At 60.5% G+C, this 24405-nt stretch carries 23 protein-coding genes; 15 read left to right on the top strand and 8 right to left on the bottom strand.

Annotated elements, in window-relative coordinates; translation table 11 throughout:
- Positions 1 to 67: 67 nt before the first annotated feature.
- Genes asd through EJA72_RS22895 form a run of 3 tightly spaced genes read right to left on the bottom strand, consistent with a single transcriptional unit; the run spans position 68 to position 3344 of the window.
- Complete coding sequence (asd, locus tag EJA72_RS22905) at positions 68 to 928, bottom strand: archaetidylserine decarboxylase (RefSeq protein WP_157713992.1); 861 nt, start codon at positions 926 to 928, stop codon at positions 68 to 70.
- Positions 929 to 946: 18 nt separating this feature from the next.
- Positions 947 to 1762: a rhodanese-like domain-containing protein gene (locus tag EJA72_RS22900; protein ID WP_157713990.1), complete on the bottom strand. Its 816-nt coding sequence runs from the start codon at positions 1760 to 1762 to the stop codon at positions 947 to 949.
- 43 nt (positions 1763 to 1805) lie between these two features.
- Complete coding sequence (locus EJA72_RS22895) at positions 1806 to 3344, bottom strand: HDOD domain-containing protein (protein ID WP_157713988.1); 1539 nt, start codon at positions 3342 to 3344, stop codon at positions 1806 to 1808.
- Between the two features lie 166 nt (positions 3345 to 3510).
- Between EJA72_RS22895 and motA the strand changes: the two genes are divergently transcribed.
- Positions 3511 to 4362: a flagellar motor stator protein MotA gene (gene motA, locus EJA72_RS22890; RefSeq protein WP_157713986.1), complete on the top strand. Its 852-nt coding sequence runs from the start codon at positions 3511 to 3513 to the stop codon at positions 4360 to 4362.
- Positions 4363 to 4365: 3 nt separating this feature from the next.
- Positions 4366 to 5394: a flagellar motor protein MotB gene (motB, locus tag EJA72_RS22885; protein ID WP_157713984.1), complete on the top strand. Its 1029-nt coding sequence runs from the start codon at positions 4366 to 4368 to the stop codon at positions 5392 to 5394.
- 225 nt (positions 5395 to 5619) lie between these two features.
- Here motB and EJA72_RS22880 read toward each other — a convergent pair whose 3' ends face one another.
- The 4 genes from EJA72_RS22880 to rsgA all read right to left on the bottom strand — a co-directional run bounded on the left by EJA72_RS22880 (position 5620) and on the right by rsgA (position 8718).
- Complete coding sequence (locus tag EJA72_RS22880; RefSeq protein WP_157713982.1) at positions 5620 to 6105, bottom strand: toll/interleukin-1 receptor domain-containing protein; 486 nt, start codon at positions 6103 to 6105, stop codon at positions 5620 to 5622.
- Entirely contained in the window at positions 6105 to 7064 is a 960-nt protein-coding gene (locus tag EJA72_RS22875; RefSeq protein WP_157713980.1) for a caspase family protein, read from the bottom strand. The genes EJA72_RS22880 and EJA72_RS22875 overlap by 1 nt, the downstream gene beginning before the upstream one ends.
- Before the next feature lie 2 nt (positions 7065 to 7066).
- Positions 7067 to 7474, bottom strand: coding sequence for a TIR domain-containing protein (locus EJA72_RS22870; protein ID WP_157713978.1), 408 nt, complete (start codon positions 7472 to 7474; stop codon positions 7067 to 7069).
- A 212-nt stretch (positions 7475 to 7686) separates the two neighbouring features.
- Positions 7687 to 8718: a small ribosomal subunit biogenesis GTPase RsgA gene (gene rsgA / locus EJA72_RS22865; protein ID WP_123510832.1), complete on the bottom strand. Its 1032-nt coding sequence runs from the start codon at positions 8716 to 8718 to the stop codon at positions 7687 to 7689.
- Between the two features lie 108 nt (positions 8719 to 8826).
- Between rsgA and orn the strand changes: the two genes are divergently transcribed.
- Both orn and EJA72_RS22855 read left to right on the top strand, forming a co-directional pair.
- Positions 8827 to 9369, top strand: a complete 543-nt coding sequence (gene orn, locus EJA72_RS22860) for an oligoribonuclease (protein ID WP_046056848.1) — start codon at positions 8827 to 8829, stop codon at positions 9367 to 9369.
- A 248-nt stretch (positions 9370 to 9617) separates the two neighbouring features.
- On the top strand, positions 9618 to 10229 hold the full coding sequence (locus EJA72_RS22855) for a trimeric intracellular cation channel family protein (protein ID WP_157713976.1): 612 nt from the start codon (positions 9618 to 9620) through the stop codon (positions 10227 to 10229).
- A 106-nt stretch (positions 10230 to 10335) separates the two neighbouring features.
- On the opposite strand, the gene queG is transcribed toward EJA72_RS22855, so the two are convergent.
- A complete protein-coding gene (queG, locus tag EJA72_RS22850; RefSeq protein WP_157713975.1) occupies positions 10336 to 11400 on the bottom strand; it encodes a tRNA epoxyqueuosine(34) reductase QueG in 1065 nt (354 codons plus the stop codon).
- Between the two features lie 63 nt (positions 11401 to 11463).
- On the opposite strand from queG, the gene EJA72_RS22845 reads away from it, so the two are divergent.
- The 11 genes from EJA72_RS22845 (at position 11464) to EJA72_RS22795 (ending at position 24381) form a co-directional block, all read left to right on the top strand.
- Positions 11464 to 12963: an NAD(P)H-hydrate dehydratase gene (locus tag EJA72_RS22845; protein WP_157713973.1), complete on the top strand. Its 1500-nt coding sequence runs from the start codon at positions 11464 to 11466 to the stop codon at positions 12961 to 12963.
- Positions 12951 to 13421, top strand: a complete 471-nt coding sequence (gene tsaE, locus EJA72_RS22840; RefSeq protein ID WP_178129534.1) for a tRNA (adenosine(37)-N6)-threonylcarbamoyltransferase complex ATPase subunit type 1 TsaE — start codon at positions 12951 to 12953, stop codon at positions 13419 to 13421. Before EJA72_RS22845 ends, tsaE begins: the two co-directional genes overlap by 13 nt.
- The gene (locus EJA72_RS22835) at positions 13422 to 14849 is read left to right on the top strand and encodes an N-acetylmuramoyl-L-alanine amidase (RefSeq protein ID WP_157713971.1); all 1428 of its coding nucleotides are present in this window, start codon (positions 13422 to 13424) and stop codon (positions 14847 to 14849) included.
- 8 nt (positions 14850 to 14857) lie between these two features.
- Positions 14858 to 16756 carry a DNA mismatch repair endonuclease MutL gene (gene mutL, locus EJA72_RS22830; RefSeq protein ID WP_178129535.1) on the top strand — a complete coding sequence of 633 codons (1899 nt, stop codon included), beginning with the start codon at positions 14858 to 14860 and terminating at the stop codon, positions 16754 to 16756.
- A complete protein-coding gene (gene miaA, locus EJA72_RS22825) occupies positions 16756 to 17727 on the top strand; it encodes a tRNA (adenosine(37)-N6)-dimethylallyltransferase MiaA (RefSeq protein WP_157713967.1) in 972 nt (323 codons plus the stop codon). The genes mutL and miaA overlap by 1 nt, the downstream gene beginning before the upstream one ends.
- A gap of 94 nt (positions 17728 to 17821) precedes the next feature.
- On the top strand, positions 17822 to 18082 hold the full coding sequence (gene hfq, locus EJA72_RS22820; protein ID WP_007902656.1) for an RNA chaperone Hfq: 261 nt from the start codon (positions 17822 to 17824) through the stop codon (positions 18080 to 18082).
- A 12-nt stretch (positions 18083 to 18094) separates the two neighbouring features.
- The gene (hflX, locus tag EJA72_RS22815) at positions 18095 to 19396 is read left to right on the top strand and encodes a ribosome rescue GTPase HflX (protein WP_157713964.1); all 1302 of its coding nucleotides are present in this window, start codon (positions 18095 to 18097) and stop codon (positions 19394 to 19396) included.
- Positions 19397 to 19492: 96 nt separating this feature from the next.
- The gene (gene hflK, locus EJA72_RS22810; RefSeq protein ID WP_157713946.1) at positions 19493 to 20665 is read left to right on the top strand and encodes an FtsH protease activity modulator HflK; all 1173 of its coding nucleotides are present in this window, start codon (positions 19493 to 19495) and stop codon (positions 20663 to 20665) included.
- Entirely contained in the window at positions 20665 to 21534 is an 870-nt protein-coding gene (hflC, locus tag EJA72_RS22805) for a protease modulator HflC (RefSeq protein WP_157713931.1), read from the top strand. Before hflK ends, hflC begins: the two co-directional genes overlap by 1 nt.
- A gap of 315 nt (positions 21535 to 21849) precedes the next feature.
- Entirely contained in the window at positions 21850 to 23037 is a 1188-nt protein-coding gene (locus EJA72_RS22800) for an ATP phosphoribosyltransferase regulatory subunit (protein ID WP_157713920.1), read from the top strand.
- A gap of 54 nt (positions 23038 to 23091) precedes the next feature.
- Positions 23092 to 24381 (top strand): adenylosuccinate synthase, encoded by a 1290-nt coding sequence (locus EJA72_RS22795; protein WP_157713919.1) that lies wholly within the window; start codon positions 23092 to 23094, stop codon positions 24379 to 24381.
- Positions 24382 to 24405 lie beyond the last annotated feature (24 nt).

The following is a 24405-nucleotide window of genomic DNA, read 5'->3' as shown; positions in this document are numbered from 1 at the left end:
GGCTGCGTTCTTTTGACAGGAACGCAGCCTCGTTTCACTCGACAGCTGCTACAGGGGAGAGGGGTCATCAGGCTGCTGGCAAGCCCAGACCCTGGCCCATTTGCACCGGTGAACCCGCCGCCAGTTCTTCAGCCCACTTCACTTGATCCGGCCCGAACAGCACGACAGCCGTCGAACCCAGCTTGAAACGACCCAGTTCCGCACCTTTTTCCAGATGGATCGGCGCGCGGGCAGCTTCGTCGTAGCGGAAGGTTTTCAGCTCGCGTTTAGGCGGCGTGACCAGCCCGGCCCAGACGGTTTCGATCGAAGCCACGATCATCGCGCCCACCAGCACCAGGGCCATCGGCCCGCGCTCGGTGTCGAAAATGCACGCCACGCGCTCGTTGCGGGCGAACAGTTCCGGAACGTTTTCAGCGGTGGTCTGGTTGACCGAGAAGATCCGGCCAGGGATGTAGACCATCTCGCGCAGGGTGCCGGCCAGCGGCATGTGCACGCGGTGGTAGTCCTTCGGCGACAGGTAAATGGTCGCGAAGTCACCACCCATGAACGGCGCTGCATTGGCCGCGTCGCCGCCGAGCAATTCCAGCACGCTGAAGCTGTGGCCTTTGGCCTGGAACACACGGCCGTGTTCGATCGGGCCGAGTTGGCTCACCGCGCCGTCCGCCGGGCTGAGAATCGCGCCCGGGGTTTCGTCCAGTGGGCGAGCGCCGTCTTTCAGTGCGCGGGTGAAGAATGCGTTGAAGTGCTCGTAGGCGGTCAGGTCTTCGACCAGCGCTTGCGACATGTCCACTTGGTAGCGCTTGGCGAACCAGGCGGTAAAGGCGTTCTTGAACCAGCGCACGCGGCATTCGGCGATGCAGCCGGCCAGTCGCGAGAGCAAGTGGTGAGGCAGCAGGTATTGGCTGAGGATAAACAGACGCTTATTCATTAACTGTCCTTAAAAACCTTAAATCTCTACGGGGGTGTCGGGGTGGTTGCCCCATTCGCCCCAGGAGCCGGCGTAGCCTTTGACCCGCGGATAACCGAGGGACTTGGCCACTAGATAGGTGAAGCCAGAACGGTGGTGAGTCTGGCAGTGGGTAATCACTTCTTTGTCTTTGCTGATCCCGAGCTGTTCGAGGATCTGCGGCATGTCGGTGCGAATACGCAGATTGCGCGCCTTGTCCATGCCGGCAGTCCACTCGAAATTGACCGCCCCGGGAATGTGCCCCGCCTTGGCTGCCAACACTTTTTCGCCGGAGTATTCCAGCGGGCCACGCGCGTCCCAGATTGCCAGGTCAGCGGCACCGAGACGGCTTTGCAGGTACTCGCGGGTGGCGGTGGGTTCGTCGTGCAAGGTCAGGGAGACCGGGCCGCCGACGGCTGGCGGAACCTGGATCGACATCGGCAAGCCCTCGGCCAGCCACGCCGTCAAGCCACCGTCCACGTAGTGGTACTGGGTGTGGCCAATGACATCCAGCAACCAGATAAAACGTCCGGCCCAGCCGCCGCCTTCGTCGTCATAAACCACGTAGACCGCGTCCGGGTTATGCCCCAGTTCACCGAATAACGCTTCGAGCGCCGCGTGCGCAGGCATCAGGCCCGGCGCCGGTGGTTGCCCGAGTTGCGTGCGCTTTGGATCGACAAAGCGCGCACCGGGGATGTGTCCCTCGGTATAGCGGGCGCTACTGGTCAGGTCCACCAAAATCAGATCGCGGGCGTCGAGACGGTCGAGCAGGTCGCTCGGTTCGATCACCAGCGCCAAGCCAGAGAAGTCAGACATGTGAGGTCTCCAGAGCACAAAGGGGGAGGATTGTAGCGCAGCCTTATTGGCCGCGCTGGCTAAAGCTGTGAAGTGCTTTTTCGATGCACTGCGCCGTTTTGCCGAAGGCTTGCACAGTGATTTCCGAAAACGGACCGCCGCCCTGATCCGCCACGACGATCATGATGACCCGGCCATTGTTCACCAGCGAGCGCAGCAACAGGTGTTCGCCACTGAAGTGGGAGCGCAGATTGCCCGGCAGCAATGCCGAAAACTGTGCGTTGTTGGCTGGCGTCAGGCGCACCTGGGCTTGTTGCCCGAGCAGGCGCTGCAGGACGGGGCTCTGGCTGACCAGGAAATTCAGACCCGCCGCCTCTTTTGGTAGCCCGGCGGTTTGATGCGCGCGCAGATTGGCGTGAGTGCGGTCGGCCATCAGGATCATGACCCGGCGCATGCCGCACGCGACCAGCGCGTCACGGGCCGAAATGGTCAAGTGCATGGCATTGGTGAAGCGGCTTGGCTCGACCAGCAGCTCGGCACATTGCTTGCGCCATTTCGCCAGGTCGTCAGCGGTCGGTGCTGCGGCTGGCAGCAAACTGGCGTGAACACGGTTCGCGCCCCACGGCCAGATCAGCGATTCGGCCGGGTGCCAGAGGTCCGGCATGCTGTGGTGGCGGGCGCTATTTGCGGCCTGCTGGTGCAATTGCTGTTGCACGTCATCCATCGGCATTTGCAGGTAAAGGCTGGTCAGGTACTGCCAGCGCTGACTGTGCGGGCTGTCCCAGGCATGTTGCGCCGACAGCGCCAGGCCGTTGGCCAACAGCACGGTGTTGGCCGGTTGATTGAGCCAGCGGCGCAGGGTCGGATCGTCATCCAGGCGGTTTTGTTGGCGCAGCGGGTGGTCGCTGTCGCGAGCGATGCGCAGGACTTTCACCAACTCCCGTTGTTCGGTCAGCAACAGGCGATAACCCTGCTGCACCCAGATTGGCAGGCGCCAGATGTCCACCAGCGCCTGGCAGATGTCGAGCAGGCGTACGCCAAACAATTGCTTTTCGACGGTGCGCGCCGATTCGCGTTTATGAATGACCCGCAGCTCCCACTCTTCGAGCAGTTGCGGATGGGTCAGCGCCATCGGCCACAGTGGCGAGAGAAACAGCAGGCTGCCCCAATGGATGTCCTGCCATAGACGCGCCAGGCGACTGGAGAAAAAACCATTGGCCTGTTGGGTCGCGTGTTGGCTGATCAGCTGCAGCTGGCGCAGGGCGACGGGAATTTGTGATGCCGGTTCGGCGGGCAACCGGGCGAGCAGCTCTTCGGTGCGCTTCAGTCCCAGGCGATTGATCGCCACTTCAAGGTTTTCGGCGGGCTCGGTCATGCTGCCATGGGTGAAGCGGTTGGCTTCGCGAATCACGCTCAACGCCAGGGCCGGACTGTCCTGCAGCAATTCGGCGATGTCACGCAGCGAGCTGCGGTTGTCGGCAATCGCCTGGCAGACGCGGTCGTGACCGTCCTGCGGAACTGGCAGGCGCACGTCGTCCAGAAGCTTGACCCAGCCTTCGAGTGTGGTCGGTTTTTGCGATGCAATATTCGTTTCGTTAGCCATGGCTGGACGGGATCATCAAAGGCTGTAAACACGCCCGGCGCGGGCTAGATTGGCTTTTCGCCTGAACTGGCTATAGTCTGGCGCAGTTTTGCCGATAAGGAGAAGAAGAGATTTTTTAACTTCCGAATATGACCTTGAACCCGACTCAGTAAGTGCTCCCCTACCTATGGCTAAAATTATCGGCATCATCGTCGTATTCGCGAGCGTGCTCGGCGGATACGTGCTCTCCCACGGCAAGATTGCCGCCCTTATCCAGCCTTTCGAGGTGATGATTATCGGCGGTGCGGCCCTCGGTGCGTTCCTGCAGGCCAACCCCGGGCATATGACGATGCACGTTCTCAAGAAAGCCTTGGGAATGTTCAGTTCGCGTTTCAATCACACTTTCTACCTGGAAGTGCTGGGCCTGATCTACGAGATTCTCAACAAGAGCCGCCGCGAAGGCATGATGGCGATCGAGGGCGACATCGAAGATGCCGCTGCGAGCCCGATCTTCGCCAAGTACCCGGCGGTTCTGAAAGATGAACGCATGACGGCGTACATCTGTGACTACTTGCGCATCATGTCCTCCGGCAACATGGCTCCCCATGAGCTTGAAGGCCTGTTCGACATGGAACTGGCGAGCCTCAAGGAAGACCTGGACCATCCTTCCCACGCGGTCAACGGCATCGCTGATGCCATGCCGGGTTTCGGCATTGTTGCGGCGGTATTGGGGATCGTGGTGACCATGGCCTCCCTGGGCGAGAGCGACCAGAAAATGATCGGCTTGCACGTGGGTGCGGCACTGGTCGGTACCTTCTTCGGTATTCTGGCGGCTTACGGTTTCTTCGGCCCTCTGGCGCACGCCCTGGCCCACGATGCCAAGGAAGAGTTGAACACCTACGAAGCCATCAAGGCCTCGTTGGTCGCCTCGGCTTCCGGCATGCCGCCATCGCTGGCGGTGGAATTCGGCCGCAAGGTTCTGTACCCGGCGCACCGTCCTAGCTTCGCTGAGCTGGAACAAGCGGTTCGCGGTCGCTAAGCCATGGAAAATAACCAGCCGATAATCATCAAGCGCGTCAAGAAGTACGCGGCCGGGCATCACGGGGGCTCCTGGAAAATCGCCTTCGCCGACTTCGCGACGGCGATGATGGCGTTCTTCCTGGTGCTGTGGCTGTTGTCCACGGCCACACCGGAACAGAAGATTGCCATCGCCGGTTACTTCAAGGACCCGGTCGGTTTTTCCGAAAGCGGCACGCCGTACATCATTGATCTGGGCGGCACGCCGACCCTGGCGCCCGAGAACACCCTCAACCCTGAAGTGAAGTCCCAGCCGCAGCCGGACAAAGTGACGGTCGACACCGAACAAGTCGAAGGCATGGCTGAAGAGGTCGAGAAGGAGCGCCTGGAACTGTTGCTGCAGGAATTGCAGAACAAGGTCGATCAAAGCCCGCAGTTGCAGAAGTTCAAGGACCAGATCCTGTTCGAAATTACTCAGGACGGTTTGCGCATCCAGATCATGGACGCTGAAAACCGGCCGATGTTCGATTCTGGCAGCGCACGTCTGAAACCGTATTTCGAAGACATTCTGCTGGCCATGGCCGACACCATCAAAGCGGTGCCGAACAAGATCAGCATCAGTGGCCACACGGATGCCAAGCCGTATTCGGGCACCGGTGACTTCGGTAACTGGGAGCTGTCGGCCAACCGTGCCAACGCTGCTCGCCGAGCGCTGGTCGCTGGCAGTTACCCTGATCAACAGGTGGCGCGGGTCGTCGGTTATGCCTCGTCGGCCTTGTTTGATCGCGAGAATCCGTTCAATCCGGTCAATCGCCGGATCGACATCGTGGTCCTGACCAAAAAAGCCCAGCGCGCCATCGAAGGCTCGCAAGGTGCCGAGCCGGCTCCAGAACCGGCACATGTGCCGGGTGCTCCGGCTGAAGCACCGGCGACGCCGGTCGACCCGAATGCCTTGCCGGCAAATAAAGAACCGCTGCCGGCGCATGAGCTTCGCGAACGCTTGAACCTGTTCGATGCCCCGGCACCGAAACCGGGCGATCCGCCGAAGCAGTGACCCACAAAAAAGCCGACAGCGATGTCGGCTTTTTTGTGTCTGTTGTCTCGTCCTGAATTAGATTTACACCGAAGAGCCGGAGCGAACCTGTACCTGTGGGAGTGAGCCTGCTCGCGATGGCGGACTGCCGTTCACCATAAATGTTGCCTGATAAGACGCCATCGTCGGAACGCCGCCCGGAGCAGGCTCGCTCCCACAGTGGTTCGGCGTGCATCTGAACGAGCGTCAAAACCCGCGTCGAATACGGGTTTTGAGTTTGTCGTGGAACAGGTCGGCATCGCGCTTGTAGACGCTGCGGATGGATTCGCTGAACGACTCCAGACCCATTGAGCGGCTGGACAGCGTTTCTTCGCGGTAAGCATCGATGAAGAAATTGATGTCGGCCTCGCCACTCAGTTTCGGCCATTTATCGAGGTACAGCGGCAGCTCGCTGGGGCCGATCTTGAAGGAGCAGATTCGACGATTGCTGATAGTCGCTTCGCCTATTTCGAAGGGCACCCACCATGATTTCGCGGTCTCCTGCGAGACCACCGCCAGCAAGTGCGTGCATTCGGTGATGTTGCGGGTGATGACCGCCGTGATGTCGTCGGTGTGCTGGGATTCGGTGTCCAGCACATCGAAATAGGTTTTGATGTTGGCCCGTACCAGGCGGTTATTGACGTGCATCGCCTGTACGCGATCGGTGTGGCGGTAGCTGATGAAGACCGGCATCAGAAATGTCCTTTGATCGCGAGTTCGCGGTAATAGGCGCCGAGGGCGGTGAGTCGGCAGCCGGTGGAGTGGATGGCGGCGTAGTACATGTGTTCGGCGTCCACCGGTTCGACCAGGCTGTGGCGATTGCATTTTTGCAGTTGGGCGAAGACCTCGCCCTGTTCCGGGTTGAACTCGGGTTCGGTGGGCTCAAAGCTGGGGGCGAGGGGGTACATCGACTCCGCTTCGGCAAACCATTCGGGGAGTTTGCGCAGGATTTCCTTGGGGATCAGCGGCGACACTTCGCGAAGAGAGATGAACTGCGAGACGTTAGTCTTGAACACCGGACGCTGTTCCCAGGCGTCGAGCGCGTTGTCGACAAAGGAATACAGGCTGCCGGGGGTGATCTTGCCCAGGATGTTTGCCGCCCCTCCGTGTAGGGCCTGGAGCAACAACCCGGTGAACACACCGTGCTGTGCACCCTCCATCGCCGGCTCTTCCTTTTTGCAGGCGGTCAGAATGGTCATGCCTTCGCCAACCACGCTGCCCTCGCTGCGCAAGGCACGCAGTTCGCCGGCCGAGCCGCTCTGGCAACAATCGAGAATGATCACTTTGTTTTTGATCTTCGTGGCCTTGCTCGCCCAGTTCAGAATGTCGCTGAGGCGAATCCCGTCCTTGGCGCTCTTGTAATCCTGCGGGATCAACATGCCTTCGTCGGTGTCGGTGTCGAAGCTGCCGTGGCCGGCGAAATACAGCAGTGCGACATTGCAGTCCCCGGAAAACAGCTCGTGGATCTGGTCTTCGAGTTTTTCCCGGCTCAGGTAATCCTCGGCGGAGGTCAGCACGATGTTCTTGAAGTTCGGATCGCCATTGGCGTCGGTCTTCAGTACCGAAGCCATGGCCATCGCGTCGTTGTTGCAGCCGCTCAGGGTTGAGACGTGGGTGTAATGGTTGATGCCGATGAACAGTCCCTTGCGCATGATTACACCGCCGTGTGCAAGCGGATGGCATTGACGATGCTGGTGGTGTTCCACGCACATTCGGCATGGGCCGCGCGGCGTACTACCGTGGAAATTCGCTCTGCACCGAACGGCTTGATCGCAATGATCACCTTGCCCATGCGCTTGGCGATCTCGATCTCCTTGTTGATCCACTTGCTGTACGTGGAGTACATGCCGGCCATGATTAGCACCGCCGAGCACGGGCGGATCTTGTTTTCGATGGCTTCTTCCAGCTGTTTATCCGTCTGTGCGCCGACAATCGGGTTGTCGGGCGGTACCGAGAAATTCTTGAACGTGAAGCCGGGTTGCGCGCTCAGCAGGCGCACCAGATTGTCGTGGGCGAGCGGGTAGTTCCACGAATGGCTGATGAACAAATGGTAGGTTTGCATGGGTGTCCCTCGGGTTCGCCTGGATGCGAAGAGGGCTCGAATGTATGCACTTGAGAGGCCGCGACAAGGCCTGCGCGGTTAAAGAGAAGCGTCCTGCAAGTGGGCGGGCGGAGGTCTTACAGAAATGTCTGACGTTTAAATGGCGGGGTATTTTGTCGGACGCGACGAACGAACCGCCGCCCCGTCAATGCCGGGGCGGTGGCTGCGTCTGTTTAGTAGCTGGTTTCCGGCAAACTGGCGATGATCGAGCGGTAGCTGTTCATCCGTTGCTGCTGCACGCGGCCGTCTTCGAGGGCCTTGAGCAATGCGCAACCCGGTTCGCGGTCGTGCTTGCAGTCGCGGAAGCGGCAAGTGCCGATCAAGTCGTTGAACTCGATGAAACCGGCTTCGACGTCGGCACGGCTGACGTGGCCCAGGCCGAATTCGCGGATGCCCGGGGAGTCGATCAGCTCACCGCCGCCGGGGAAGTGGAACAACCGTGCGGTGGTGGTGGTGTGGGTGCCCTGGCCGGACAACTCGGACAGCGGGCCGACACGGGTTTCGACTTCCGGCAACAGGCTGTTGACCAGCGACGACTTGCCGACACCGGACTGGCCGACGAACACGCTGATGCGCCCGTCCAGTTGTTCCTGAAGTTGCTCCATGCCATTGCCGTGGTGCGCCGACACTTCCAGCACCGGGTAGCCCAGCGTGCGGTACACCGCCAGCAAGGCATTCAGCGCCGGAGCGTTCTGCTCATCGATCAGGTCGAACTTGTTAAGCAGCAGCAGTGGACGAATCCCGGCGTGCTCGGCGGCGACCAAGTAACGGTCAATCAGGTTGGCGTGAGGCTCGGGCAGCGGCGCGAAGACAATCACGATCATGTCGACGTTGGCGGCCACCGGCTTGAGCTGGCCACGGCTGTCCGGACGGCAGAGTTCGGTTTTGCGCGGCAGTTGCGCCACGATCACCCCGATACCCTGGTTGCCGGCGCGCCAGACCACCTGATCGCCGGTCACCAGCGCCGGCAGGTTGGCCCGCAAGTGGCAGCGGAATACCTGGCCAGCCAAATCGCCATCGAGGGCTTCGACTTCGACTTGCACGCCGAAGTGCGCGATCACCAGGCCGGTCTGTTCCGGGCCCAGGTCGCCACCTTCGAGTGCCTCGACAGCCGAGGACTCGCGTTTGGCGGCGCGTGCAGCGCGTTCGCCCTGAATCTTTTCGATGCGCCAGTTTTGACGACGATTGAGTTGGCGTTTGGCCATGGGTGTTCCGTATCAAGAATGCAGCGATTAGGTAAAACGGCCGCGAGTTTAGCACGCCCAGCCACTTCCCTAGGCTAAACTGCGCACCATTGCCTAGGAGCCGACACAATGCAAAACCCACAGAATCTGATCTGGATCGACCTGGAAATGACCGGTCTGAACCCTGATACCGACGTCATCATCGAGATGGCGACAATCGTCACCGACAGTGACTTGAACACCTTGGCCGAAGGCCCGGTCATTGCCATCCATCACAGCGACGAGATCCTCGCCGGCATGGACGAGTGGAACACCCGTCAACACGGCGGCTCGGGCTTGACCCAGCGCGTTCGCGACAGCCGCATCAGCATGGCCGAAGCCGAAGCCCAGACCATCGCCTTCCTGGAGCAATGGGTGCCGAAGGGCAAGTCGCCGATCTGTGGCAACAGCATCTGCCAGGACCGCCGCTTCCTCTATACCCACATGAAATCCCTGGAAAGCTTCTTCCATTACCGCAACCTCGACGTGTCGACCCTCAAGGAGTTGGCCGCGCGCTGGGCCCCGGACGTACGCGACAGCTTCAAGAAGGGCAGCACGCACCTGGCCCTGGACGACATCCGCGAATCCATCGCCGAGCTGCAGCATTACCGCAAGCATTTCATCAAGTTCTAACAGGACACGGTGAGATCTTATGTGGCGAGGGAGCTTGCTCCCGCTCGGCTGCGCAGCAGCCGCATTCCAGTCGATACGGTACATCTGAAGCCACGAGGCGCCTGGTTTTGGGGCCGCTTCGCAGCCCAGCGGGACGGTGCGGCGTTCCGACAAGTTCCCTCGCCACAGATTTGCAGTGCTTATCCTGCCCTCTTTTGGTGCCAGGACTAAATGGCTAGACTGCGCGCCCTTCTGCAAGGATCGCCACCATGTTGCTGATGCTGTACCTGATCGCCATTACCGCCGAAGCCATGACCGGTGCCTTGTCTGCCGGTCGTCGCGGTATGGACTGGTTTGGCGTGGTGTTGATCGCCTGCATCACGGCGCTCGGCGGCGGTTCGGTGCGCGATGTGCTGCTGGGTCATTACCCGCTGACCTGGGTCAAACACCCGGAATACCTGGTGCTGACATCCATTGCGGCGATGGTCACGGTCTTCACCGCTCGCTGGATGCGCCACCTGCGCTCGCTGTTTCTGGTGCTGGACGCTGTGGGCTTGGTGGCGTTCACCCTGATCGGCTGCATGACTGCCCTGGAAATGGGTCATGGCATGCTGGTGGCTTCGGTCAGCGGCGTGATCACCGGGGTTTTCGGTGGCATCTTGCGAGACATCTTCTGCAATGACATCCCGCTCATCTTCCGCCGAGAGCTCTACGCCAGCGTCTCGTTCGCGGCGGCGTGGTGCTACATGCTTTGCATTTACCTGCAATTGCCGGGCGAGCAGGCGATTCTGATCACCCTGTTTGGCGGCTTCCTGCTGCGGTTGCTGGCGATTCGTTTCCACTGGGAAATGCCGAAGTTCGTCTACAACGACGAAGCCTGACTGAAACATTACCCCTGTAGCAGCTGCCGAAGGCTGCGTCCGATGCCGCAGGGCTCGTTTACAGAACGACGACTGCTTCGCAGCCGGACGCAGCCTGCGGCAGCTGCTACATGATTCCGTGTTGTTTCAGCGCCCACTCGACATGTTCTCGAACCAGCTCCGACGGATAATCCCGCCGTGCCTTCAACGCCTCCAGCACCGGAATGCTCGACGGCGCATTGCCCAAACCCACCGCCAAATTACGCAACCAGCGCTCGTAACCCGCCCGGCGCAACGGCGAACCTTCCGTGCTGCTGAGGAATTTGTCCTCATCCCACAGGAACAGCTCCGCCAGTTCGGCATTGTCGAGGTTATGCCGAGGCTTGAAATCGCTCTCGCTGGACGGGCGCGCGAAGCGATTCCACGGGCAGACGATCTGGCAGTCATCGCAACCGAATACCCGATTGCCGATCAGCGGTCGCAGCTCTTCGGGGATCGCGCTTTTCAATTCGATGGTCAGATAGGAAATGCAGCGTCTGGCGTCCAGCACGTAGGGCCCGACGAAGGCATTGGTCGGGCAGATATCGAGGCACGCGGTGCAGCGGCCGCAATGTTCGGTGCTGTGGGGCGGGTCGACGGGCAGCGGCAGGTCGACAAACAGTTCGCTGAGAAAGAAGTAACTGCCAGCCTTGCGATTCAAGACCAGCGTGTTTTTGCCGATCCAGCCAAGACCGGCCTGCTCGGCGATGGCTTTTTCCAGCACCGGCGCGCTGTCGACAAAAGCGCGAAAGCCAAAGGGGCCGATCTCGGCCTGAATTTTATCGGCCAGCTGTTGCACGCGCTTGCGGATCAGTTTGTGGTAATCGCGGCCCAAAGCGTAACGCGAGACGTAGGCTTTTTCCGGTTGCGCCAGCAATTGCGCCATGTGGGTATCGCCGGGTAGGTAGTCCATGCGCAGGGACACCACACGCAAGGTCCCGGGGACGAGTTCTTCCGGGTGCGAGCGTTTGCTGCCGTGGGCGCCCATGTACTCCATTTCGCCGTGGTAGCCGGCTTCGAGCCAGCGTTCCAGGTGCTGTTCATGCTCGGCGAGGTCCAGGCCGCTGATGCCGACTTGCTGGAAGCCCAGCTCGCGGCCCCAGTCCTTGATGGATTGGGCGAGGGCGGGCAGGTTTGTGGTAATAGCGGGCATGAGGCGAGAGAAACCGGAGCTGAGGTGCGTATAATTCTGCCAGACATCGGAGCCCGAAGACGCATGCCGCACACTAAAGATGATTTACCCGACGCGCTGTACAGCGCCGCGCAAGTGCGAGCCCTCGATGCGAGCCTGATTGCGGCGGGCACGCCGGGCTTCGAATTGATGCAGCGTGCGGCGCGGGCGACCTGGCGGGCATTGGTTCGCCAGTGGCCGACGGCGAGCGAATTGAGTGTGTTGGCCGGTCATGGCAACAATGCCGGGGACGGTTATCTGGTGGCGGTGTTGGCGCAACGGGCCGGTTGGTCGGTGCGGGTGCTGGCGGTCGGTGATCCGCAGCGTCTGCAGGGTGACGCTGCGTCGGCGTGTGCCGAGGCCAAAGCCGAGAAAGTGCCGATCGAACGGTGGAATGCCACCACTGAGTTGCGGGGCATCGTGCTGGACGCGTTGCTCGGTACCGGTCTGACCGGAGAGGTCCGTGAGCCCTACGTCAATGTAATCGCGGCGATCAATGCCTGCGGTCTGCCGGTGGCGGCAGTGGATATCCCCTCCGGGTTGTGCGCCGATACCGGCCGTATCCTCGGCGTTGCGGTGCGAGCAGACCTGACTGTCACCTTCATCGGTTTGAAACTGGGGTTGTTCACGGGGGATGCGGCGGACGTGGTCGGTGAGCTGGTGTTCAACGATCTGCACGCTGATACACAGTTGCTCGAAGCGGCTGCCAGCAGCGCTTTGCGCCTGACATCCGGCAATCTCCCGTGCCTGGCACCTCGTGCGCCTGCTTCCCATAAAGGCAAGTTCGGCCATGTGCTGCTGATCGGTGGCGATCATGGTTTTGGCGGTGCAATCCTGCTCGGCGCGCAAAGTGCGTTGCGCAGCGGCGCCGGCATGGTGTCCGTGGCCACTCGTCGCGAACATGTCCCCGCCGCGCTGGCCCGAGTCCCCGAAGCCATGGTACTGGGCGTTTCGTCGGCTAATCAGTTAATGGGACTGCTTCAAAAGGTTTCCGTGCTGGTGGTTGGTCCAGGCTTGGGTCAGGCTTCCTGGGGTCGCAGTTTGTTGTCGGCAGCAGCCAATGCGGCGCTTGCGCAAGTCTGGGACGCCGATGCACTGAACATGCTCGCAGCAGAGCAGGTGAGCTTGCCCAAGGACTGCGTTATCACGCCGCATCCGGGCGAGGCGGCGCGGTTGCTCGGGATGAGTACCGCCGACGTGCAGGCCGATCGACCGGCGGCCGCTCGCGCATTGAGCAAAAAATATACAGCTGTAGTGATTTTAAAAGGCGCCGGCAGCCTGATCGCCAGCCCTGACGGGCGCCTGGCGTTGTGTCACCAAGGCCACCCGGCCATGGCCACCGCCGGTTTGGGGGATGTGCTGGCCGGTCTGGTCGGCGCCTTGCTGGCACAGGGCATGGACGCGTTCGACGCGGCCTGCCTGGCCGTCTGGCTGCACGCCAATGCCGGGGCGCAACAAGGTAAATCGGGCCGTGGGCTGGCGGCCAGTGATCTGATACCAGCCATTCGTCAGTTGTTGGAGGAGCAAGCACCGTGTCTGAAGTAACCCTGTACCTGGCTGATGAAGAGGCGATGACCGCGTTTGGCGCACGCATCGCACAAACCACCGAAGGGCACGGTCTGATTTTTCTCGAGGGGGATCTCGGAGCGGGGAAAACCACGCTGTCGCGGGGCATCATCCGCGGGCTGGGGCATGTGGGTGCGGTAAAAAGCCCGACCTTCACGCTGGTCGAGCCGTACGAGATCGGTGACGTGCGCGCCTTTCATTTCGACCTGTATCGACTGGTCGATCCTGAAGAGCTGGAGTACCTCGGTATCCGCGACTACTTCGAAGACGATGCATTGTGCTTGATTGAATGGCCCCAGAAGGGTGCAGGCTTTTTGCCAAAGCCCGACCTGACCATTACCATTAGCCCGCAAGACAGCGGGCGTTCGCTGAAAATTTTGCCCCAAGGCTCGCGTGGCGAGCAGTGGTGTGCCGCTTTGGCATTGGAATTCAAATAAATGATGGGGTTAGGTATGCGCTTTCGCGCGTTGGTTGCTGCCGTAGGGGTGTTGTTTCTGGCGGTAACCGTCGACGCTGTGGCCGAGACAAAGGTCAACAGCGTTCGCCTGTGGCGGGCGCCGGACAACACACGTCTGGTGTTTGACCTGACAGGCCCCGTCCAGCACAGCGTCTTTACCCTGTCCGCCCCGGACCGTCTGGTGATCGACATCAACGGTGCGACCCTCGGGGCGCCGCTGAACGTCAATACGTCGAACACTCCGATCACCGCCATGCGCTCGGCCCAACGCACGCCGACCGACCTGCGGGTGGTCATCGACCTGAAAAAAGCCGTCACGCCGAAGAGCTTCACCTTGGCGCCGAACGCTCAGTACGGCAATCGCCTGGTGGTCGACCTGTTTGATAACGCCGCCGACGCCGCGCCGATCCCGCCGCCGACCAACGTCGCGACGGTCGCCCCGGTGCCGGTCACCCCGGTTGAGCCTGCGGTCAAACTGCCGCCGGCACCGGCCGGCAAGCGCGACATTGTTGTCGTCATCGACGCCGGCCACGGCGGCGAAGACCCGGGCGCCTCGGGCTCTCGCGGCCAGCATGAGAAAGACGTGGTGTTGGCCATCGCCCGCGAGTTGCAGCGCCAGGTCAATGGCATGAAGGGCTACCGCGCCGAACTGACCCGCACCGGCGACTACTTTATTCCGCTGCGTGGCCGTACAGAAATCGCCCGCAAGAAAGGCGCTGACCTGTTCGTTTCGATCCACGCCGACGCCGCGCCGTCTGCGGCGGCCTTCGGTGCATCGGTGTTCGCGCTGTCCGATCGCGGCGCCACCTCGGAAACCGCCCGTTGGCTGGCTGACAGCGAAAACCGTTCCGACTTGATCGGTGGTGCCGGCAGCGTCAGCCTCGACGACAAGGACCGCATGCTCGCCGGCGTGCTGCTCGACCTGTCGATGACCGCGTCCCTGACGTCGAGCCTGGATGTCGGGCAAAAGGTCTTGAGCAACATCAGCCGGGTGACGCCGTTGCACAAGCAACGGGTGGAGCAGGCCGGGTTCATGGTGTTGAAATCGCCTGATATTCCGTCGATCCTGGTGGAAACCGGCTTCATCTCCAACTCCAACGAAGCCTCGAAACTGTCGGCGGCGAGCCACCAGCAAGCGCTGGCGCGTTCGATCAGCGCCGGTGTTCGCCAGTTCTTCCAGCAGAATCCCCCACCGGGCACTTACATCGCCTGGCTGCGTGATTCCGGCAAAATTGCCCAGGGCCCGCGTGACCATCGCGTCAGCCCGGGCGAGACCCTGGCGATGATCGCCGTGCGCTACCAGGTGTCCCCGGCCACCTTGCGCAGTGCCAACAACCTGAAAAGCGATGAACTGAAAATCGGTCAGACCCTGACCATTCCCGGCACTGAGCTGGCGGCCAAAGAATGAACCAGGTACTGACCAACGCGTCTCGCATCGAACTGCTCAGCCCGCGTCTGGCGAACCAGATTGCCGCGGGCGAAGTGGTCGAGCGTCCGGCGTCGGTGATCAAGGAGTTGCTGGAAAACAGCCTCGACTCCGGTGCCAGACGTATCGATGTCGACGTCGAGCAGGGTGGCGTCAAGCTGCTGCGCGTGCGTGATGATGGCAGCGGTATTTCGGCGGATGACCTGCCGTTGGCCCTGGCCCGTCACGCCACCAGCAAGATTCGCAACCTGGAAGACCTCGAGCAGGTCATGAGCCTTGGGTTTCGCGGTGAAGCGCTGGCCTCGATCAGTTCCGTGGCTCGCCTGACCCTGACCTCCCGCACCCGTGACGCCGATCAGGCCTGGCAGGTCGAGACCGAAGGCCGGGACATGGCGCCGCGAGTGCAACCAGCGGCCCATCCGGTGGGCACCTCGGTGGAAGTGCGCGACCTGTTCTTCAACACTCCGGCGCGGCGCAAATTCCTCAAGACCGAAAAAACCGAATTCGATCACCTGCAAGAAGTGATCAAGCGCCTGGCATTGGCGCGCTTCGACGTGGCGTTTCATTTGCGCCACAACGGCAAAACCATCCTCAGCCTGCACGAAGCCCATGACGATGCGGCACGCGCCCGGCGTGTAGCCGCGATCTGCGGTTCGGGGTTTCTCGAGCAGGCACTGCCGATCGAGATCGAGCGCAATGGCCTGCATCTGTGGGGTTGGGTCGGTTTGCCGACGTTCAACCGCAGCCAGGCCGACTTGCAGTATTTCTTTGTGAACGGGCGTGCGGTGCGCGACAAACTGGTGGCCCACGCGGTGCGCCAGGCCTATCGCGACGTGCTGTTCAACGGTCGGCACCCGACGTTCGTTCTGTTTTTTGAGGTCGATCCGGCCGGCGTCGACGTTAACGTGCACCCGACCAAGCACGAGGTCCGCTTTCGTGACGGGCGCATGGTTCATGACTTCCTTTACGGCACCTTGCATCGCGCCTTGGGCGATGTGCGGCCAGAAGATCATTTGGCGGCGCCTGTAGCGACCGCGATTGTCCGGCCGACCGGAATCGATGCCGGCGAGTTTGGCCCCCAGGGCGAAATGCGTCTGGCGGCCAATGCCTTGCTGGAACAGCCTCAAGCACAGCCGTCATTCAATACGGCGGCAGGTTCGGGCGCTGGCGCCGGTTATCAGTATCAATACACGCCGCGACCTCAGTCGGGCGTGCCGGCCGCTGAAGCCCAGGCTGCCTACCGTGAATTCTTCGCGCCGCTGCCCGAAGCCAATGCGATCGCGTTGCCGGCCGGGCAGGACGACATTCCGCCGCTGGGTTACGCCTTGGCGCAACTCAAAGGCATCTACATTCTTTCGGAAAACGCCCAGGGCCTGGTGCTGGTGGACATGCATGCCGCGCACGAGCGGATCATGTACGAACGCCTGAAAATCGCCATGGCCAGCGAAGGCCTTAGCGGCCAGCCGCTACTGGTGCCAGAGTCCCTGGCGGTCAGCCAGCGTGAAGCCGATTGCGCCGAAGAGCATGCGGCCTGGTTCCAGCGCCTGGGCTTTGAATTGCAGCGCCTGGGGCCGGAAACCCTGGCCATCCGGCAGATTCCGGCACTGCTCAAGCAGGCTGAAGCCAACCGCCTGGTCGGCGATGTGCTTGCGGACCTGATGGAATATGGCACCAGTGACCGGATTCAGGCGCACCTGAACGAATTGCTCGGCACCATGGCCTGTCACGGCGCAATTCGTGCGAATCGGCGCCTGGCGTTGCCGGAAATGAACGGGCTGCTGCGCGATATGGAAAACACCGAGCGCAGCGGTCAATGCAACCATGGCCGACCGACCTGGACCCAACTGGGCCTGGACGATCTGGACAAACTCTTCCTGCGCGGTCGTTGATGAGCCAGCTCCCACCTGCGATTTTCCTGATGGGCCCGACCGCAGCGGGCAAGACCGACCTGGCTATCGAGCTGACCAAAGTGTTGCCGTGCGAGCTGATCAGCGTCGATTCGGCGCTGGTCTATCGTGGCATGGACATCGGCACGGCGAAGCCTTCAAAAGAGATCCTGGCCGAATTTCCGCACCGTCTGATCGATATTCTCGACCCCGCAGAGAGCTATTCGGCCGCCGATTTTCGCCGTGATGCGCTGCAAGCGATGGCCGAGATCACCGCGCGAGGAAAAATTCCGCTGCTGGTCGGCGGCACAATGCTCTATTACAAGGCTTTGGTCGAAGGTCTGGCGGACATGCCAGCGGCGGACCCGGACGTTCGCGCACAGATCGAAGAAGAGGCTGCACGCCTTGGCTGGCAAGCCCTGCACGAACAATTGGCGGTCATCGATCCGGTATCGGCGGCGCGTATTCATCCGAACGATCCTCAGCGGCTTAGTCGAGCACTGGAAGTTTATCGCGTCAGCGGTCAGAGCATGACTGCGCTGCGCTTGCAACAATCTGCGCAAAGTACTGAAGCAGCCGCTTCGGGACTGCAACAATTGCCCTATACTGTCGCGAACTTGGCCATTGCTCCAACAAATCGTCAGGTACTGCACGAGCGAATTAAACAAAGATTCACCTTAATGTTGGAACAGGGATTCATTGACGAGGTCGTAGCCCTGCGTAAACGAAGTGACCTGCATTCAGGGTTGCCGTCGATACGTGCGGTAGGTTACCGACAAGTCTGGGATTACCTGGATGGCAAGCTGACGCAAGCCGAGATGCAGGAGCGTGGAATCATTGCCACGCGCCAATTGGCAAAGCGCCAGTTCACCTGGCTGCGCAGTTGGACTGATTTGCACTGGCTGGACAGTCTCGATTGCGACAATCTGCCACGCGCCTTGAAATACTTGGGGACCATCTCCATATTGAGCTGAGTCCTTGCAATTGCCGTCTATCCTTGGGGGTGTGACGGCCACAAGCCATTTGTTTACCTATTTTTTATATTGAATCCTTAAAGGAGTGCGGCACATGTCAAAAGGGCATTCGCTACAAGACCCTTACTTGAATACTTTACGTAAAGAGAAAGTTGGGGTGTCCATCTACCTGGTTAACGGTATCAAGCTGCAAGGCACGATCGAGTCTTTCGACCAGTTCGTTATCCTGCTGAAAAACACCGTCAGCCAGATGGTCTACAAACACGCTATCTCTACAGTGGTGCCGGTTCGTCCAATTCGTCTGCCTAGCGCAACCGAATCCGAAGCAGGTGACGCTGAGCCAGGTAACGCCTGATAGGAGCCTCCTTTGTTCTTTGAGCGCCACGGTGGTGGTGAGCGAGTAATCCTCGTTCACTTGGATGGACAGGACCCTGAGGCGCGCGAAGATCCGCAGGAGTTTCAGGAATTGGCTAATTCGGCCGGCGCCGAGACCGTTGCGTTTTTTAACGTGCCGCGTCATCGGCCAACCGCCAAATTTCTGATTGGCAGCGGCAAGGTCGAGGAACTGCGCGATCTGGTCCATGCCGAAAAGGCCGATCTGGTCATTTTCAATCACACCCTTACGCCCAGTCAGGAACGTAACCTCGAACGTGTTTTCGAGTGTCGCGTGATCGACCGTACCGGTTTGATTCTCGATATTTTTGCCCAACGCGCCCGCACCCATGAAGGCAAGCTCCAGGTAGAACTGGCCCAGCTTGACCACATGAGCACCCGCCTGGTTCGTGGCTGGACTCACCTTGAGCGTCAGGGTGGCGGTATCGGCATGCGCGGCCCGGGTGAAACCCAGCTGGAAACCGACCGCCGTTTGCTGCGGGTTCGCCTGCGACAAATCAAGGGCCGGCTGGAAAAAGTGCGCAGCCAGCGGGAGCAGTCGCGACGCGGCCGTTCGCGTGCGGATATCCCTACCGTGTCCCTGGTGGGGTATACCAACGCCGGTAAATCCACGCTCTTCAATAACGTGACGAAATCCGACGTGTACGCGGCCGACCAGCTGTTCGCCACGCTGGACCCGACCTTGCGTCGTCTGGAACTGGACGACCTGGGGCCGATTGTCCTGGCCGACACCGTGGGTTTCATTCGTCACTTGCCCCACAAGCTGGTCGAGGCATTTCGGTCTACGCTCGAAGAGTCGAGCAATTCCGACCTGCTGCTGCACGTGATCGATGCGGCCGAACCGGATCGCATGTTGCAGATCGAGCAAGTGATGGTGGTGCTGGGCGAGATTGGTGCCCAGGACTTGCCGATCCTCGAGGTCTATAACAAACTCGATTTGCTTGAAGGCGTTGAGCCACAAATCCAGCGCGACGAAAACGGCAAGCCCCAGCGGGTCTGGCTGTCAGCGCGTGATGGCTCGGGTCTGGAGTTGCTTGAGATAGCCATTGCCGAGTTGCTGGGCAGTGAATTGTTTGTCGGAACGTTGCGCTTGCCTCAGCGTTTTGCGCGTCTGCGTGCACAGTTTTTCGAACTGGGCGCGGTACAGAAAGAAGAATACGACGAAGAAGGTGTCAGCTTGCTGGCCGTTCGATTGCCGCGCTCGGAGCTCAATCGACTGGTCAGCCGTGAAGGCGTTGTGCCGACGGAGTTCATCGAGCAACACACTTTGCAATAAAAGCCTGAGAAAGCGGTTGTGCCGTGGTGACAGGCATTCTGTAGCATTGGTCGGCGCGCCGTGGGTGCGTCTTTGCTTTATCAGATGGAGAGCGCTATGGCTTGGAATGAGCCGGGTGGCAACTCGAATAATCAGGATCCTTGGGGTGGCAAGCGCCGTAATAACGGCGACCGCAAGGGGCCACCAGATCTCGACGAGGCCTTCCGAAAGCTGCAGGAAAGCCTGAACGGGTTGTTCGGTGGTGGTAAGAAACGGGGTGATGAGGGTGGCGGTCCAGGCAGGAGTGGCGGCTTCGGCGGCTTGCTCGGCATTGGCCTGGTCGTGTTGGCAGCCGTGTGGCTGTACAGCGCGGTCTATGTAGTCGACGAGCAGGAGCAAGCCGTGGTGCTGCGCTTCGGCAAGTACTACGAAACCGTTGGCCCGGGCCTGAACATCTATTTCCCGCCGATCGATCGCAAGTACCTGGAAAACGTCACGCGTGAGCGTGCCTATACCAAGCAGGGTCAAATGCTGACTGAAGACGAGAACATCGTCGAAGTGCCGCTGACCGTGCAGTACAAGATCAGCAATCTGCAGGACTTCGTGCTGAGCGTCGATCAGCCGGAAATCAGCCTGCAGCACGCGACCGAAAGCGCCCTGCGCCATGTGGTGGGTTCCACCGCGATGGACCAGGTGCTGACCGAAGGTCGTGAATTGATGGCCAGCGAAATCAAGGAGCGTCTGCAACGCTTCATGGATACCTATCGCACCGGTATCACTGTCACTCAGGTCAACGTACAGAGCGCAGCGGCACCGCGTGAAGTGCAGGAAGCCTTCGATGACGTGATCCGTGCCCGTGAAGACGAGCAGCGTTCGCGCAACCAGGCTGAAACCTACGCCAACGGCGTCGTGCCGGAAGCCCGTGGTCAGGCCCAGCGTATCCTCGAGGATGCCAATGGCTACCGCGACGAAACCGTCTCGCGCGCCAAGGGTGAGGCTGATCGTTTCACAAAACTGGTCAGCGAGTACCGCAAGGCCCCTGAAGTGACCCGTGAGCGTCTGTATTTGGACACCATGCAGGAAGTCTTCAGCAATACCAGCAAAGTGCTTGTGACCGGCAACAAGAATGGCCAGAGCAACCTGCTCTACCTGCCGTTGGACAAGATGGTCGAAAGTGGTCGCAACACCAGCACTCCGGTGACCGGTGCGGCAGCCAGCAGCAATGAAGCGAATGCGCGTGCGGCAGCTGATCTGCAGCAACAGCCAGCACGTACCAGGGAGAGTCGCTGATGAGCAATAAATCGCTGATCGCCCTAATTGTCGGCGTCGTCGTGGCCATCGCAGCCTGGAACTGCTTCTACATCGTGGCTCAGACCGAGCGTGCGGTATTGCTGCAGTTCGGTCGCGTGGTTCAGACCGATGTTCAGCCTGGCCTGCATGTGAAAGTGCCTTACGTTAACCAGGTGCGCAAATTCGACGCACGCCTGATGACGCTGGATGCACCGACACAACGCTTCCTGACGCTGGAAAAGAAAGCCGTGATGGTGGATGCCTACGCCAAGTGGCGCGTGAAAGATGCCGAGCGCTTCTACACTGCGACATCCGGCCTCAAGCAGATTGCTGACGAGCGTCTATCCCGTCGTCTGGAATCGGGCCTGCGTGACCAGTTCGGTAAGCGCACCCTGCATGAAGTGGTGTCGGGTGAGCGCGATGCGCTGATGACCGATATCACGGCATCGCTGAACAAGATGGCGGAAAAAGAGCTGGGCATCGAAGTGGTCGATGTTCGGGTCAAGGCCATCGACCTGCCGAAAGAAGTGAACCGCAGCGTGTTCGAGCGCATGAGCTCCGAGCGTGAGCGTGAAGCGCGCGAGCACCGTGCCAAGGGTAACGAGCTGGCAGAAGGCATCCGTGCTGACGCCGATCGTCAACGCCGCGTGCTGTTGGCTGAAGCCTATCGTGAATCTGAAGAGGTTCGCGGTGACGGTGATGCCCAGGCCGCTGCGATCTACTCCAAGGCCTACGGTCAGGATCAGGAGTTCTACGGTTTCTACCGTAGCCTGCGCGCCTACCGTGAAAGCTTCGCGAACAAATCCGACGTCATGGTCCTGGACCCGAGCAGCGACTTCTTCCGTTACCTGGAAAAAGCCAAGCCTTGATACGGCGTTGACCTGAATCATCCCCCGCCTGGCGGCTAAAGCCTCTGGCGGGGTGATCCTTTGGGAAAACGTGTGTATGATGCGGCAGCCGGGAAATTCCCGGCTTTTTTGCGTCTGCACGTTTGATTGCTGTTATATGCAGTCGCCCGAGTCGAACGACTCGACAGGTTTTTCGAGGAAAGTGGTTGGCGAAGCCGGTTTCAGGCTTTTCGCCACGTTGTTCCTGCGCGTGGTTTGTGCGGCGAACCGATCATTTTCTGCTTCACTCAAGGCTCGCCCACAGGCTTGCTGCCCGGATCATAGGGGAATGGCGTAATGGCAACGGTAGACCGCTGGCTGCTGCCAGATGGCATCGAAGAAGTACTGCCACCAGAAGCGGCGCGTATCGAAGTAGCGCGCCGTCAGGTGTTGGATCTGTTCCAGAGCTGGGGTTACGAGTTTGTCGTAACTCCCCATATCGAGTACCTGGAATCCCTGTTGACCGGTGCGGGCTCGGATCTCGATCTGCGTACCTTCAAGGTCATCGACCCGCAATCGGGTCGGCAGATGGGTTTCCGTGCGGACATCACGCCGCAAGTGGCGCGCATCGATGCGCATACCTTGCGTCGCGAAGGCCCGAGTCGTCTGTGTTATGCCGGCAGTGTGCTGCATGCTCAGCCACGTGCCTTGTCGTCCTCGCGCAGCCCGATTCAACTGGGCGCCGAGTTGTACGGTGATGCCAGTCCGAGCAGCGACGTGGAAGTCATCAGCCTGATGCTGGCCATGCTGCAACTGGCCGATGTGCCGGATGTGCACATGGATCTCGGGCATGTCGGTATCTACCGTGGCCTGGCCCGTGCGGCCGGTTTATCCGGTGAAGTCGAGCAACAGTTGTTCGACGCGTTGCAACGCAAGGCCATCGACGAGGTCATTACCTTGACCGAAGGCCTGCCTGCCGATCTGTCGGGCATGTTGCGAGCGTTGGTTGATCTGTGTGGCGGTCGCGAAGTACTGAGCGCTGCCCGCGAGCGTTTGGCGAATGCACCGGCCCCCGTGCTGTCTGCATTGGACGATCTGCTGGCGATTGCCGAGCGACTGTCCGTGCGTTTCCCGGAGTTGCCGTTGTACTTCGACCTGGGCGAGTTGCGCGGTTACCACTACCACACCGGTGTGGTGTTCGCGGTGTTCGTACCGGGTGTTGGCCAATCCATCGCTCAGGGCGGTCGTTACGACGACATCGGTGCCGATTTCGGTCGCGCCCGTCCGGCAACCGGTTTCTCTACCGATTTGAAAACCCTGGTGACCCTGGGGCGTGCTGACATCGAGCTACCGTCTGGCGGTATCTGGATGCCTGACAGTACGGATGCGGCACTCTGGCAGCAGGTTTGCCAGTTGCGCAGTGAGGGTCAGCGTGTCGTTCAGGCGTTGCCTGGGCAACCTTTGGCCGCCGCCCGTGAAGCGGACTGCGACCGGCAATTGATTCAGCAGAACGGGCTTTGGCAAGTATCGCCACTGGCTTCTTGAGTTTTCCTGCCGGCTGCCGCCGGCACCAAGTTTGCGCGAATGAGGACAAGTGTTATGGGTAAGAATGTCGTAGTCCTGGGCACCCAATGGGGTGATGAGGGCAAAGGCAAGATCGTTGATCTGCTGACCGAACATGCTGCCGCCGTAGTGCGCTACCAGGGTGGCCACAACGCTGGTCACACCCTGGTGATCGACGGCGAAAAAACCGTCTTGCACCTGATTCCGTCGGGCGTGCTGCGCGAAGGCGTGCAGTGCCTGATCGGCAACGGCGTGGTGGTTGCACCGGACGCCTTGCTGCGCGAGATCGTCAAGCTGGAAGAGAAAGGCGTACCGGTGCGTGAGCGCCTGCGTATCAGCCCGTCCTGCCCCCTGATCCTGTCCTTCCACGTTGCGCTGGATCAGGCCCGTGAAAAGGCCCGTGGCGAGCTGAAGATCGGCACCACCGGTCGCGGCATCGGCCCGGCCTATGAAGACAAGGTCGCGCGTCGTGGCCTGCGTGTGGGCGACCTGCTCAACATGCCGCGCTTTGAAGACAAGCTGCGTGAACTGGTGGATTACCACAACTTCATGCTGGTGGGTTACTACAAAGAGCCGGCCATCGAGTTCGAAAAGACCCTGGCTGAATGCAAGGAATACGCTGAGCTGCTTAAGCCGCTGATGCTGGACGTCACGGCCGAGCTGCACGACCTGCGTCGCGCCGGCAAAGACATCATGTTTGAAGGCGCCCAAGGTTCGTTGCTGGACATCGACCACGGTACCTACCCGTACGTGACCAGCTCCAACACTACCGCTGGCGGCGTTGCTACCGGTTCGGGTGTTGGTCCGATGTTCCTCGATTACATCCTGGGCATCACCAAGGCTTACACCACACGTGTAGGTTCGGGTCCGTTCCCGACTGAACTGTTCGACGCAGTCGGTGCTCACCTGGCCAAGCAAGGTCACGAGTTCGGTGCGACGACTGGCCGTGCCCGTCGTTGCGGCTGGTTCGACGCGGTTATCCTGCGTCGCGCTATCGATGTGAACAGCATCTCGGGCATCTGCCTGACCAAGCTGGACGTACTCGACGGTCTGGAAACCATCAACATCTGCGTCGGCTACAAAGATGCCGCAGGTAACGATGTTGCCCCGACTGACGCTGACAGCTACGTGGGTCTGCAACCTGTGTACGAAGAAGTGCCGGGCTGGACCGAGTCGACCGTGGGTGCCAAAACCCTGGAAGAGCTGCCAGCAAATGCGCGTGCCTACATCAAACGCGTTGAAGAGCTGATCGGTGCACCGATCGACATTATTTCGACGGGCCCGGACCGTAACGAAACCATCGTTTTGCGCCATCCGTTCGCTTAATAAGTCATTGATGTGTAACACAAA

The organism is Pseudomonas sp. PB120, from assembly GCF_009761815.1.
GTDB lineage: Bacteria > Pseudomonadota > Gammaproteobacteria > Pseudomonadales > Pseudomonadaceae > Aquipseudomonas.
The sequence above is the reverse complement of the archived record's forward strand: the minus strand, read 5'-3'. Positions and strand labels throughout refer to the sequence as shown.